Annotated in this window: 10 protein-coding genes and 1 pseudogene; 5 read left to right on the top strand and 6 right to left on the bottom strand. The window is 73.3% G+C overall.

The genetic code is table 11. From position 1 onward, the window contains the following. Window position 1 precedes the first annotated feature (1 nt). Window positions 2–760: an HNH endonuclease gene (locus GCU60_RS06530; RefSeq protein ID WP_163203417.1), complete on the bottom strand. Its 759-nt coding sequence runs from the start codon at window positions 758–760 to the stop codon at window positions 2–4. A 119-nt stretch (window positions 761–879) separates the two neighbouring features. Continuing rightward, a complete protein-coding gene (locus tag GCU60_RS06525; RefSeq protein WP_163203415.1) occupies window positions 880–2,154 on the bottom strand; it encodes an ATP-binding protein in 1,275 nt (424 codons plus the stop codon). A gap of 120 nt (window positions 2,155–2,274) precedes the next feature. Between GCU60_RS06525 and GCU60_RS21520 the strand changes: the two are divergent. Further along, a pseudogene (locus GCU60_RS21520) lies at window positions 2,275–2,409 on the top strand (uracil-DNA glycosylase family protein); the annotation flags it as partial. Window positions 2,410–2,441: 32 nt separating this feature from the next. Next, window positions 2,442–2,621 carry a hypothetical protein gene (locus GCU60_RS20155; RefSeq protein WP_239520542.1) on the top strand — a complete coding sequence of 60 codons (180 nt, stop codon included), beginning with the start codon at window positions 2,442–2,444 and terminating at the stop codon, window positions 2,619–2,621. An 8-nt stretch (window positions 2,622–2,629) separates the two neighbouring features. Here GCU60_RS20155 and GCU60_RS06515 read toward each other — a convergent pair whose 3' ends face one another. Both GCU60_RS06515 and pdxH read right to left on the bottom strand, forming a co-directional pair. Then, the gene (locus tag GCU60_RS06515; protein WP_163203413.1) at window positions 2,630–3,982 is read right to left on the bottom strand and encodes an MFS transporter; all 1,353 of its coding nucleotides are present in this window, start codon (window positions 3,980–3,982) and stop codon (window positions 2,630–2,632) included. 76 nt (window positions 3,983–4,058) lie between these two features. Continuing rightward, complete coding sequence (gene pdxH, locus GCU60_RS06510) at window positions 4,059–4,712, bottom strand: pyridoxamine 5'-phosphate oxidase (protein ID WP_163203411.1); 654 nt, start codon at window positions 4,710–4,712, stop codon at window positions 4,059–4,061. Between the two features lie 162 nt (window positions 4,713–4,874). Here pdxH and GCU60_RS06505 point away from each other — a divergent pair, with 162 nt between their 5' ends. From GCU60_RS06505 to GCU60_RS06495, 3 genes are all read left to right on the top strand, one after another. Continuing rightward, window positions 4,875–5,993 (top strand): citrate synthase 2, encoded by a 1,119-nt coding sequence (locus GCU60_RS06505; protein ID WP_163203409.1) that lies wholly within the window; start codon window positions 4,875–4,877, stop codon window positions 5,991–5,993. Between the two features lie 95 nt (window positions 5,994–6,088). Further along, the gene (gene serC / locus GCU60_RS06500) at window positions 6,089–7,201 is read left to right on the top strand and encodes a phosphoserine transaminase (protein ID WP_163203407.1); all 1,113 of its coding nucleotides are present in this window, start codon (window positions 6,089–6,091) and stop codon (window positions 7,199–7,201) included. Window positions 7,202–7,306: 105 nt separating this feature from the next. Beyond that, the gene (locus tag GCU60_RS06495; protein WP_345770434.1) at window positions 7,307–10,003 is read left to right on the top strand and encodes an ATP-binding protein; all 2,697 of its coding nucleotides are present in this window, start codon (window positions 7,307–7,309) and stop codon (window positions 10,001–10,003) included. Window positions 10,004–10,010: 7 nt separating this feature from the next. Here GCU60_RS06495 and GCU60_RS06490 read toward each other — a convergent pair whose 3' ends face one another. Together GCU60_RS06490 and GCU60_RS06485 are read right to left on the bottom strand one after the other, a co-directional pair. Then, complete coding sequence (locus GCU60_RS06490; protein WP_163203405.1) at window positions 10,011–11,486, bottom strand: circularly permuted type 2 ATP-grasp protein; 1,476 nt, start codon at window positions 11,484–11,486, stop codon at window positions 10,011–10,013. After that, window positions 11,483–13,411, bottom strand: a complete 1,929-nt coding sequence (locus tag GCU60_RS06485; protein WP_163203403.1) for a prolyl oligopeptidase family serine peptidase — start codon at window positions 13,409–13,411, stop codon at window positions 11,483–11,485. Before GCU60_RS06485 ends, GCU60_RS06490 begins: the two co-directional genes overlap by 4 nt. Window positions 13,412–13,546 lie beyond the last annotated feature (135 nt).

The following is a 13,546-nucleotide window of genomic DNA, read 5'->3' as shown; positions in this document are numbered from 1 at the left end:
ATCACGCCTTCCGTCGCAACCTCAACATCTCAATCTGGCGCTCCGAAATGATCCGGTAGTTTTTCACCCCTCGCCTGTAGTCTTCAGCATCACGTTCAATATCTACATCAGGCCCGGGAATTCCCCCAGGAACCATCTCGAACAGTTTCAACTCAAGATGGGGATCGAGACCTTGATGACACGTGTGACACAAGGTGATGAGGTTACCCGCCTCGGTTAAGCCACCCTTTCCGTGCGGCAAGATGTGATGCACGTGTAGTTCGATGTCCACGTAGTCCGATGCCCGACGACCGCAAGAGCGGCAACGAAAGTCATCGCGTCTCAGTACCTCCATCCGCAACTTGCGCGTAGGCGCATGCTGTAAGGCCTTGGAGGGAAGAGTGTGAGCTTGACGGACACCCCACCATGTCGGGACGCATTCCACAGGGTCAAAGAACTGAGGAAACCGCCGCTTGGCTATCGACTCTTCGATCAGTCCGTTACCACCGAGTCGCAGAAAGTAGAAGAGCGTCTCATTATCGTTCACAACGACGCACGTTTGCCCTAGATCGATCCAAATGCGTCGCATCACTTCAGCACGCACGGGCACGGGGGCCCGCAATTCCCAGTAGGGCTTGGACCCGGCACCCACTAGACCGGTCTCCATTGACCACTCGATGCGGCCATCATCGGAAGCCGTGAACGTGAGGGCGAAGTAGGTCGAATCGGGGTCGACAAACTGTAGGGCATCGCGGAGCCGAACCATCTCCTCGTCACTCATGCCCATGTCCTCATCGCCTCCTGTGCCAAGGCCGAGAGTTGAGTCGACTTTCTGACGAGGACTGCAGGACTGCAGGCCTGAAAACGGTGACTACCTCAAGATTGCAGCAGGCCAGGTCGTCAGCGGGTACCTGTGTAGCTGTCCGTGGCCCAGGTTCCCCAGCGCATGAAGAAGCATAGGAACGGGTCGAGGATGTGGAGCTCGTCGTTCTTGTACACCAGCGCCGGGTCCGCGGTACCACGCTCCTCTTCCGCGATGTCGGCCATGCTGGAGAGCGACGAGGCCACGTCACGCCCGCGCGGGTTCTCCACCAGGATGCCGTCCAGGGACTTCATGATCTGGGGCTGCGTGAGGACGGTCTGCGGGCCCGTGTGCGCGATGGCCATCAGGAGGGCTGGGTAGATGTCCGTCGCCGATCCATCCTTCAGCTGCCGTTCCATGCGCTCCTGGCCGCGCACCTTGGGGCCCCGGCGCACCTTCTCGAAGATGGGCGGAGCGGTCCGCATGGCGATGCGCTTGAAGAAGTCGTCCCACCCGCTGGGCGGTTCGGTGAGCGCCACGGGCTCGTCCTGCGTCTGCTGGATGTGCTGCCCCACTGTCAAGTCGTAGCAGAGCTGCTGCATAAGGAAGGGGGCGCCGAAGCTGTTCTCCGCCAGCTTGGCGGCGACCACCTCGCCGTCATCGATGATGCCGAGCGCCTCGAAGCCCATCCGCGCGATGAACCGGAGCTCATCCTCGTCCCAGTGCCGGATCTGCTGGTGCCAGACGCGCCCACCCATGTCGGGCTCCTCGCGGACGATCTGGAACGCCTCATGAGGCACGGCGATCATGATCACGTGAGTGGTCGGGAGCAGGCTCTTGATCGCCCGCGCGATGTCGCGCTTGACCGCGTCGTCCACGTAGTGAAAGTCATCGATCACGATCGGGACGGCGAGCGTAGCCAGACCACCACGTGCGACATCGGCGATCGACCGCTGGCGGGCGAACCGCCGCCCGTGCGTTGTTGCACCGCCGACGGTGCCGCTGCCCGTGGCCTTACCGAAGCCTGCGAAGCCGACTTCCATACCGATCTGGGCGGAGCCCTGGTTCTGGACTCCGTCGGTCATCTCCACCTCGTCGTACAGACCGAGCCAGTCGACGATGGACTCCCAGAAGACGTCCACAGACGTGAGGTCCTGGCCGTAGATCCAGATCGCCTCCGCCTTGGGGAGGACGCGCCCGATGAGCACCGTCTTCCCTGACTTGCTGGGGCCAGAGATCGAGAGAGCCTTCCCAGACTGGTCCAGGTACTCCCGGACCTCCTGCTCCAGCTTGAACTCGTCCCGCGGGTTGTACGTCACCTCGGGCTCTCCGCCGGCGACGAACACGTTCCGGGTCAGATACCGCTCGGCCATGGGGGTGACTCTAGGTGCTGACGGCGGCAGGCAGGAGCTACTGGCGACCTCCGAGGACGCACGCCTACTAGGACTTGCTCGGTCAAGCACCTCGGCCACACGCTCGAGGGCAAGCGGCGCATCCACCAGACGCCGCGGCCGGAGCAGCTGCGGGCCTGCCGGCCGTGGCTGGAGGCGGAGTTCGCCGTCCTGCAGCCGGAGGTGGTCGTGGCCCTGGGCGCGACGGCGGCAAAGGCGCTGATCTCGCCGTCGTTCCGGATCACCCGGGACCACGGCCGGCTGATGCCGTGGCCCCGCCCGGCGCGCCGGACCCCGCGGAGGACGACGACGAGGACGCCCCGCACCAGACCTGGATCCTGGCCACCACGCACCCGTCGGCGATCCTGCGCACGCCGGACGAGGCCCGCGACGCCGCCTACGCCGCCCTGGTCGCCGACCTCCGGTTGGTCGCGCACGCCCTCGCCTGAGGGCGGGGTCAGCGGGCCGGGTCGGTCTCCACCGTCGACCGCGAGGCGCGGAAGAACCAGAACGAGGGCACCAGCAGCGCGACGACGACCATCGACAGCACGACCACGACGCCGCCGGACACCATCGCCACGGTCACCCCGGCCGCGCTGGCCAGGGCACCGGCCCGCAGGTCGCCCAGCCGCGGGCCACCGGCGACGACGACGAGGAAGACGCCCTGCATCCGCCCGCGCATGTCGTCGGGGGCGGCCAGCTGCAGCATCGACGAGCGCAGCACGGCGCTCACCATGTCGCCCGCGCCGGCGACCGCGAGGAAGAGCACCGCCAGCCACAGCGAGTCCGCGTAGCCGAACCCGATGATCGCCACGCCCCACACCACGATGGCGACGAGGACGGCGGCGCCCTGCCGGTCGATCCGCGACACCCAGCCCGACGTCAGCCCCATGGCCAGCGCGCCGATCGAGATCCCGGCGAACAACCAGCCCAGGGCGTTCGGCGAGCCCTCGAACCGGGTGGCCTCCAGCTCCGGGAAGACGGCCTGCGGCCAGGCGAAGAGCATCGCGATGATGTCGACGACGAACGTCATGAGCAGCACCGGCTGGGTGCGCAGGAAGGCGAAGCCCTCGCCCACGCCGCGCACCGCGGCGCCCAGCCGCACCACCCCTGCCCGGCCCCCGGGCGGGAGGGGCGGCAGCCCCCGGAGGAGCAGCGCCGCGACGAGGAAGCCGACCGCGTCGATCACGTAGGTGAGGAACAGCTCCCCGCTGGCGATCAGGACGCCGGCCAGCAGCGGCCCGGCGATCACGCCGACCTGGCGCACCGTCATCGCCAGCGCGTTGGCCGCCGGCACGAGCGGGATCCCGACGACCGCGGGGATCGCGGCGCTGCGGGCCGGCTGGTTCACCGCGGCGAACCCGGACACGAACGCGGTGAGCACCCACAGCAGCGCCAGGTTCCCGCCGCCGGGCAGCAGCGCCTGGACGGCGAGCAGCGCGCTGGTGACCGCTGCACCGGTCGAGGTGATCAGCATCAGCCGCCGCCGGTCCATGACGTCGGCGATCGCGCCGCCGAGCAGCCCGAACACGATCAGCGGGACGAGCGCCACCAGCGACGTCACGCCGACGAAGAAGCTGTCGCGGGTGAGCGCGTAGACCTGGAACGGGACGGCGACCAGCGTCATCTGCTGGCCGATCATCGTCAGCGCCACGCCGCCGAACAGCCGGCGGTAGGCCGGGATCTGCAGCGGGGTGGTGTCCACCGCCCAGCCGCGGCGCCGGTGCACCGGCTCGGGGACCGGCTCCTCGATCGCGCGGCCGCCCTCGACCGGGTCGACCGGATCCAGCGGGTCCTGCGGGGAGCTCACGGTGTCATCGGTTCGCTCCCGCGGACCGCTCCGCTCCTCGCTCGTTCCTCGCTGCGATGCTCACGCTCCTGCTCGCTCACGGCGCGAGCCGCTGGACGATCCAGCCCCCGCCCTCGGCCTCGGCCTCGTCGAGCACGAACCGCAGCCGGTCGTGCAGCCGGTCACCACCGCCCTGCCAGAACTCCACCCGCTCCGGGACGACCCGGTACCCGCCCCAGGTCGCCGGCCGGGGCAGCGGCCCATCCGGCGTCTGCTCGTCGAGCAGCCGCACCCGCCCGGCGAGCTCCTCGCGGGAGTCGACGACGGTGGACTGGACCGAGGCGGCGGCCGCCAGCTGGGCGCCGCGCGGCCGCGGGTCCCACAGCCCGTCGGACGCCGTCTCGCCGATCCGCTCCACCCGGCCGGCCACCCGCACCTGGCGCTGCAGGGCGTGCCACGGGAAGACCAGCGCCGCCCGCGGGTTCACCGCCAGCTGCGCGCCCTTGGCCGAGGCGTAGCTGGTGCCGAACACGAACCCCGAGGCGTCGTACCCCTTCATCAGCACGATGCGGGCGTCGGGTGCGCCGTCGGCGTCGGCGGTGGCGACGACGACGGCGTTGGGCTCCGGGAGCTCCGCGGCGACGGAGTCGGCGAACCAGCGGTCGAACTGCTCGTGCCACGTGGACGCGAGGTCCTGCTCGGAGAAGCGGCCGGCGTCGTAGTCACGGCGCATGCGGGCGAGGTCGGGCACGCCGCCATGCTGACACCGGCCGGCGCCGGCGGCTCGGGAGGGCCCCCGCCGGGACGTCGCGCAGCCCCCCGTGTGCCGCGCGGCGGACGACGGCCTAGGGTCGGCAGGCAATCGTGCGCCCCTACGGGCGTGTGCAGGTCCGTGCGCAGAGGAGCATGCGAGATGGCCGACGACTTCGTACCCGGCCTGGAAGGCGTCATCGCCTTCGAGACGGAGATCGCCGAACCCGACAAGGACGGCGGTTCGCTGCGCTATCGCGGCGTCGACATCGAGGACCTCGTCGGCAAGGTGACCTTCGGCAACGTGTGGGCCCTGCTCGTCGACGGCAAGTTCGGCCCCGGCCTCCCCCCGGCCGAGCCGTTCCCCATCCCGGTGCACAGCGGTGACGTCCGCGTCGACGTGCAGGCCGCGCTGGCCATGCTCGCGCCGTTCTGGGGCTACCGCCCGCTGCTGGACATCTCCGCCGAGGAGGCCCGCGACCAGCTGGCCCGCGCCGCGGTCATGGCGCTGTCCTACGTGGCCCAGTCCGCCCGCGGCATCGGCACCCCCGCCGTCCCGCAGAAGCGGATCGACGAGGCCTCCACCATCGTCGAGCGCTTCATGGTCCGCTGGCGCGGCGAGCCCGACCCGCGCCACGTCGCCGCGGTCGACGCCTACTGGACCTCGGCCGCCGAGCACGGCATGAACGCCTCCACGTTCACCGCCCGCGTCATCGCCTCCACCGGCGCCGACGTCGCCGCCGCCATGTCCGGGGCCATCGGCGCCATGTCCGGCCCGCTGCACGGCGGCGCCCCCTCCCGGGTGCTGCACATGCTCGACGAGGTCGAGAAGACCGGCGACGCCGAGAAGTACGTGAAGGACCTGCTGGACCGCAAGGAACGGCTGATGGGCTTCGGCCACCGGGTCTACCGGGCCGAGGACCCCCGCGCCCGCGTGCTGCGCCGCTCCGCCCAGGAGCTCGGCGCCCCGCGCTTCGACGCCGCCCTCGCCCTGGAGCAGGCCGCCCTCAAGGAGCTGCGCGAGCGGCGTCCGGACCGGCCGGTCGAGACCAACGTGGAGTTCTGGGCGGCGATCGTCCTCGACTTCGCCGAGGTGCCCAGCCACATGTTCACCTCGATGTTCACCTGCGCCCGCACCGCCGGCTGGTGCGCGCACATCCTCGAGCAGAAGGAGACCGGCCGCCTCGTGCGACCGTCGGCCCGCTACGTCGGCCCCGACTCCCGCAAGCCCGAGGCCGTCGAGGGCTGGGACACCATCAACCACCAGGCCGCCTCGATCTGAAGAAGGACCCCGCTGCCCCCCACCGCTCGCAGGCTCGCGGTGGGGCCCTGCAGCGGGGTCGTTCCACGCACACCCACTGGAAGGCATCCCCCCGGATGAGCATCACCATCCCCGCCGAGCTCCTGCCCGCCGACGGCCGGTTCGGGTGCGGTCCGTCCAAGGTCCGCCCCGAGGCGCTGCGGGCACTGGCCGGCGACGGCGCGGAGCTCATGGGCACCTCGCATCGCCAGGCCCCGGTCAAGAACCTGGTGCGCCGGGTCCGGGAGGGCCTGACGCAGCTGTTCGACCTGCCCGACGGCTACGAGGTCGTGCTGGGCAACGGTGGGACGACGGCCTTCTGGGACGCCGCCCTGTTCGGTCTGATCCGCGACCGCGCGGCCTTCGGCACCTACGGGGAGTTCTCGGCCAAGTTCGCCTCCGGCGCCAAGGAGGCCCCCTTCCTGGGCGAGCCGGTGGTCGTCACGGCCGAGCCGGGCTCACTCGCCCTGCCGACGGCGACCCCCGGCGTCGACACCTACGCCTGGGCGCACAACGAGACCTCGACCGGTGTCATGGCGCCGATCGCCCGACCGTCGGGCACCGAGGACGCGCTGGTGCTCGTCGACGCGACGAGCGGCGCCGGTGGCCTGCCGGTCGACGTCTCGCAGACCGACGTCTACTACTTCGCGCCGCAGAAGTCCTTCGCCGCCGACGGCGGGCTGTGGGTGGCCCTGATGTCGGCCGACGCGCTGCAGCGGATCGCCGAGATCAAGGCCTCGGGGCGCTGGGTGCCCGGCTTCCTGGACCTCTCGATCGCGGTGGACAACTCGGCGAAGGACCAGACCTACAACACCCCCGCCGTCGCCACGCTCTTCCTGCTCGCCGACCAGATCGACTGGATGCTCGGCCTCGGCGGGCTGTCCGGCGCCGTCGCCCGCAGCCGCGACTCCTCGGGCCGGCTCTACGGCTGGGCGGAGAATTCGGGGTACGCGACGCCGTTCGTCGCGAACCCCGACCACCGCAGCCTGGTCGTCGGCACCATCGACTTCGCCGAGTCGGTGGACGCCGCCGCCCTCGCCACCACGCTGCGCGCCAACGGCATCGTCGACGTCGAGCCCTACCGCAAGCTGGGCCGCAACCAGTTGCGGGTGGGCATGTTCCCGGCCGTCGACCCGGACGACGTGAGCGCGCTGACCGCCTGCATCGACCACGTGGTCGAGCGTCTCTGAAGAAGGACCTCGTCCTCCCCACCCTTCGCGAGCTCAGGCGGGCCCGGGACGAGGCCGAGCGCGCAGCTCGTGTGGTCAGGTTCAGTCGATCGGTAGGAGGTGAGCGTGTCCCCCGACGCGTCCGCCTCCGTCACCGACCTGTTCGCCGCCGGCGGGGAGGCCGGCCGGCTGATGGCGGCCCACGACTGGGCCCGCAGCCCCGTCGGGCCGGTCGCCTCCTGGCCGGCCGGGCTCTGCCACGCCGTCCGGACCGTCCTGGTGTCCAAGTTCCCCATGGTCCTCACCTGGGGCCCCCACTTCACCCAGTTCTACAACGACGCGTACGCACCCTTCATCGGCGCGAAGCACCCGGCGATCGGCGAGGACATCCGCGTCACCCTCGCCGAGGGCTGGGACGCGCTCGGCCCGCCCATCGCCCACGCGATGGAGACGCTCGAGGCCTCGTGGCTGCCCGGCCTGCTCCTCCGGCTGGAGCGCTCCGGGTACGTCGAGGAGACCTACTTCACCGTCTCGCACGCACCGGCGTTCGACGACGAGGGCCGGGTCGCGGGCATGCACGGCGTCTGCACCGAGGTGACCGGCCAGGTCCTCGGCGAGCGGCGGCAACGGCTCCTGCACGAGCTGGCGACGGTCGGCAGCCAGCTCGACGACGAACGGCAGACGGTGGCGGCGATGTGCCGCGCGCTCGGGGGCGACGCGCTGGACGTCCCCTTCGCCGCCGTCTACCTGTCGGCGCCCGGTGAGCCGGGGTTCCGCCGCACCGCGACGGTGGGCTGCGACCCCGGCCTCCTGCCGGAGACGGCCGGCAGCGAGGACGAACTGGCCGGCGTCGTCGGCGGGCTCGACGTCACCGGCGGCCCGTTCGGCGACAGGGTGACCGACACGGTGGTCCTCCCGCTGACCGCCGCGCGCAACGGCGAGCCGCTGGGCCTGCTGCTCGCGGGCAGGAGCCCCAACCGCGCGCTGGACGACGAGTACCGGTCCTTCTACGAGCTCGTGGCCGGGCAGTTCGCAGGTGTCGTGGTGAACATCCGGGCGTTCGCGGACGAGCGGCGGCGGGCCGAGTCCCTGGCCGAGCTCGACCGGGCGAAGACGACCTTCTTCTCCGACGTCAGCCACGAGCTACGCACCCCGCTGACCCTGCTCCTGGGCCCGATCGGCGACGTCCTGGAGAGCAGCACCGAACCGCTGCCCGCCGACGTGCGGGACCAGCTGGAGCTGGCCATGCGCAACGGCCAGCGGCTGCAGCGGCTGGTCAACGACCTGCTGGACTTCGCCAGCATCGAGGCGGGCCGGGTGACCCCGGTCCGGGTGCGGACGGACCTCACCTCGTTCACCGCCGAGCTCGCCGGCATCTTCCGTTCCGCCGCCGAACGCGCCGGTCTGCGGCTGACGGTCGACTGCCCCCCGCTGGAGCGGCCCGCCCACGTCGATCCCCGCATGTGGGAGAAGATCGTCGTCAACCTGCTGGCCAACGCGGTGAAGTACACCTTCGTCGGCGGCATCGACGTGACCCTGCGGGCCGAGGGCGACTCGTTCTCCCTGGCCGTCTCCGACACCGGCGTCGGCATCGTGGCCGAGGAGCTGCCGAACCTCTTCCAGCGCTTCCACCGCGTCGGCGGCGCCGCGGCCCGCACCCGCGAGGGCTCGGGCATCGGCCTGGCGATGGTGCACGAGCTCACCGCGCTGCACGGCGGTTCCGTCTCCGTCGTGAGCGAGCCGGGCCGGGGCAGCACCTTCACGGTCACCCTGCCCTTCGGCGCGCCCGACGCCGAGGCGTCCGGCCCGACGGCGGTCCCCTCGGAGGCCGCCCGCGGCGAGGCGGCCAGCTGGGAGGAGGACACCGCCCGGCCCGAGGGCGAGGTGGCCGGCGGTGCCGGCGGCGCCGCCGTGCTGGTGGTCGACGACAACGCCGACATGCGGGCGTACCTGACCCGCCTGCTGGCGCCGCACTACTCGGTGCGCACCACCGCCAACGGGGAGGAGGCGCTGGCCGCCGTCGCCACCCGGCCACCGGACCTGGTGCTGACCGACGTGATGATGCCGCGCGTCGACGGCTTCGAGCTGCTGCGGGCACTGCGCACGGACCCGGCCACCCGTCCGATCCCGGTCATCATGCTGACCGCCCGGGCCGGCCAGGAGGCCTCGGTCGAGGGGCTGGAGGCCGGCGCGGACGACTACCTGGCCAAGCCGTTCCGGGCCGCCGAGCTGCTGGCCCGCGTCCGCGTCGTGCTGGACCGCGCCGCCGGCCGGGCCCTCGCGCCTCCGGAGCCGCGGCCGGAGCCCGCACCCGCGCCGGTCCCGCCGCCGCCGGCCGTGTCGCTGCCCACGGTGCCCCTGCCGGCCCTGACCGTCGCCCGGCCGGAGCCCGTGGCCGAGCCCGTGGCGGCGCCCGCGCCGCCGGCCGGGGACCCGCACGCCGCGGAGTGGCGGCTGCCCGCCGAGCTCGAGTCCACCACCCTGGTCCGCCGCCGGCTGCGCGCGCTGCTCGAGCGGGCCGGCGTCGACCCGGACCAGTCCTACGACCTGCTGCTGGCGGCCTGCGAGGCGGCCAGCAACGCCATCGAGCACGCCCAAGACCCGACGGAGCCGGTGATCGACGTCGCGGCGCGGGTGAGCGAGGAGCAGGTCGAGATCACGGTGCGCGACCACGGTCAGTGGCGCGAGCGCGTGCCCAGCATGGACCGCGGCCGCGGCTCGACCCTGATGAGCGCGTTCGCCGACGTGACGGCGACGCCCAGCCCCGAAGGCACCGTGGTCCGCATCCGCTCACCCCGGTTGCGCAGGCGCCCCGCCGGCTGAGCCGCCGTCAGCGCAGCAGCCAGGTGTCCTTGCTGCCGCCACCCGGCACGCCGGGCCGTCCCGGTCCACCGTCGGGAGCGACCCGGGTGAGCGCCAGCGGCAGGACGGTCGTCGTCGCGCCCGCCACCGAGAACATCCGCAGGTCGACCGGGCGGGGGCGCAGCGCCCCCTCGACCAGGGTGGGGACGGTCGAGGGCTCCACCGGCTCCCGGGCCACGAAGCGGTGCGGGGCCGCCGCGATCTCGCGGCGCAGCGCCTCGAGCTCCACGGCGGAGCAGGCCGCGCCGTGCACGATCCGCCGGCCGCCGTACCCGGCGACCTCCTCGACGTCGAGCTCGTGCACCCGGTCGCGCACCTCGTCCCACGCCGCGGGGTCGGCCAGCACCCACGTCGGGACGGAGTCCAGCAGCGGCTCCTCGTCCAGGTAGAACCGGATCATCGCCGGCACCCAGGCGTAGCCGGCGGCGTCGTCGGCCACCCCGTTGCCCGGCACGTTGGCCAGCCCGAGCCGTCCGGACCGCACCGCCTCGGTGAGGGCCAGGTCCAGCGGCACGTCCGCCCCGATCCGGTACGCGCCGAACGTGGCGTCGGCGAAGCGCCGGTACAACACGTCCACCGGCACCCGCTGCCCGCCGACGGCGGCCTCGAGGCCGCCGTCCCCCCGCGGCCAGAGATCACCGGCGCGGACCAGCGGCACGTCGAGGGCGGCGGCGAGCACCTGGTGCTCGAACCAGGCGCCGTCGCTCTCGCCCTGGGTCAGCACCGCGATCCGCGGCGGCCCCGGGAGCCCGGGAGGCGCGGCGTCGGCCAGGGCGCGGGCCAGCAGCGGGATCGCCTCGCCCGGGTCGGCGACGGGCCGCCCGGCGGCACCGAACAGCTCCGGCGCCGCCGTGCGGGCGCTGTCCCGGTTGGCCAGCGCGTAGCCGATGCCGGACGGGACCTGCAGGTTGTCCCGGACCACGACCCAGCGGCCGTCGGTGGTGCGGACCACGTCGGTGGCGGCCAGGGTCGCGCGTCGCTGCCCCGGCCAGGCGCGGGAGACCGACTCCGGGTCCCGCCCCGGGCTGTGCGCGACCGCCCACTCCGGCAGGACGCCGGCCCGCACGATCTCCGCGGCGCGGTCGCTGTCGCCCCTGCGCCGGCCGGCCGGGCGGTAGGCGTCGGCGAGGAAGGCGTCCAGCGCGCGGTGGCGCTGCACGACGCCGGCCGACAGCGTCGCCCAGCTCCGCGCCCCGATCAGCCGCGGGACCGGGTCCATGGGGACCGGACGCAGCTGCTGCCGGCCGTCCACCCAGGAGGACGTGGCCACGCCGAGCGCCTGGCGGCGCGCCGCCAGGCGCTCGGCGGCCTCGGTCAGCCCGTCACGGCCGGTCCGTTCCAGGGCAGCCGCCAGGGACACCCACCCACTGCGCAGCCGGCCGTCCGGACCGACGGCCTCGTCGGTGCGCACAGGTGGGTATCCGGCGAAGAGGTCCCCGCTCACAGCCACCGATCGAACCAGGCGGCCAGTCGCCCGCCCAGCTCGACCACGTGCTCGCGGCCGACGACGGCGTGGCCCTCCCCGGCGAACAGCAGCAGGTCGCTGCACGCGCCGCGGGCCTGCAGGGCCTGGTGGGCCTGCACCGACTCGGCGACCGGCACGTTGGTGTCCCGGTCCCCGTGGGCCAGCAGCACCGGCGCGGTGAGCCGGTCCAGCGCCGTCATCGGCGAGATCTCGGCCAGCATGTCCCGGTCGGTGACCGGGTCGCCGTACTCGGTCACCGAGGCCGCGGCCATCCACGGCTCGGTGCCGGCGAAGAAGGTCCGCAGGTCGCTCATGCCGGCCAGCGAGGCCCCCGCGGCGAACAGCTCGGGCCAGCGGGTGAGCGCCACCAGCGTCAGGTAGCCGCCGTAGGACCAGCCGTGGGCGCCGATCCGCCCCGGGGCGGCGACCCCGGCGGTCACCAGCTCGTCGACCGTGGTGCGGACGTCGGCGAAGGACGCCTCCCGCGCCGGGCCGTCGTCGGCGGTCATGAAGGCGCGGCCGAAGCCACCGGAGCCGCGGACGTTCGGCGCGAACACCGTCAGGCCCGCGGCGACCATCGACTGGGTCACCGGGGACCAGGACGGGCGCTCCTGACCCTCCGGCCCGCCGTGGAAGCTGACCACCGTGCGGTTGGGGCCCGGCACGCCGGGCGGGGTGTACAGCCAGCCGGACAACGGCAGGCCGTCGGGGGCCACGTACTCGTGCAGCACCGGCTCGACGAGGAGACCCGGGTCGGGCCGGGGCGGGGTGCAGGCCAGCAGCTCGGGGGCACCGGCGCCGTCCAGCGGGACCCGCCAGAGCCCGCGGGGGGCCCGTGGTCCGCTGAGCTCGGCGACGACCGCGTCGCCGCCGGGCAGCGGCGCCCACGCCGACAGCACCGGCTCGGGCAGCTCCACCTCCCGCACGAGCGCACCGTCGGAGAAGGCGTGCAGCCACAGCCGGCTGACCCCGCCGGCGTTCCACAGCGCGAGCACGGTGCCGTCCGGGCGCAGCGCGTACCCGTCGAGGTCGGCGTCGGGCCGGTACAGGACGCGGCGGCCGGCCGAGGGCACGCCGTCGCCGTCCACGGGGACCTCGACCAGCCCGGCCCGGTCGGTGCCGGGCGGCCCCGGCATCGCCGCGCGGACCAGCACGGCTCGCCCGTCGGGGGTGAACCGGCCGTCCTCCGAGGCGATGCCGCCGGGCGCGTCCAGCCGGAGAACCCGGCGCTGGATCCCGGTGGCGACGTCGATGACGACGACGTGCCGGAAGGCGCGCGGTCCGCGGCGGGCGAGCACGGTGCGGTGGTCGGCGGAGACGGCAGTGACCGACAGGAAGCCGCCGGAGGCCAGCGTGCGCAGCTCACCGGTGACGACGTCGACGAGGACCACGTCGGCGTCCGGGCCGTTCCCCGGTGCGATCGAGCAGGCGTAGTGCCGCGGTCCGGCCCAGCAGCCGGCGAAGACGGTGGCCCGGGGATCGGGGCCGGCGACGACGCGGTGACCGGTGCCGTCGGGGCGGACCACGTGGAGCTCGGCGCAGATCGAGCCGCCCGGGCTCACCAGGTAGGCCAGCCACGCGCCGTCGGGCGACCAGGTGACGGAGATGACCTCCTGGTCGGGGTCGGAGAGAACAGCCGGCGGGAGGGCCCCGCCGAGGTCGGCGACCTCGAGGCGGGGCAGCCCCGACCGGTCGGAGACGTAGGCGATCCGCCGGCCGTCCGGGGCGGGGGCGGGGCACCAGGCGCCGGTCGCACCGCCGATGGCGGAGACGGCGGCGCGGACGTGCGCGGGCAGCGCCTCGGGCGGCGCCAGCGCCTCGAGCGCGGGCATCGCCGTCCCGGGGGCGCCGACGGCGAGCACTGCGGGCACGGCCGTCCGCCGGGAGGTCACCGGGCTGGCCATCGCGCCTCCTCGGCTCGGGTGTCGGTCCGCTGAGCCTCCCACCGTGCAGGGCGCTCGTTGCGGTCGTGTGTCAGCCCTGTCATCGGCGTGCAAAGCCGGGATCGACACCCCCCACGGGAGGGAGCTGCGCCACTG

It is taken from the genome of Blastococcus saxobsidens (genome assembly GCF_010682065.1).
GTDB lineage: Bacteria > Actinomycetota > Actinomycetes > Mycobacteriales > Geodermatophilaceae > Blastococcus > Blastococcus saxobsidens_B.
Note: the sequence above shows the minus strand (reverse complement) of the source record. Positions and strands in the feature narration are given on the sequence as shown.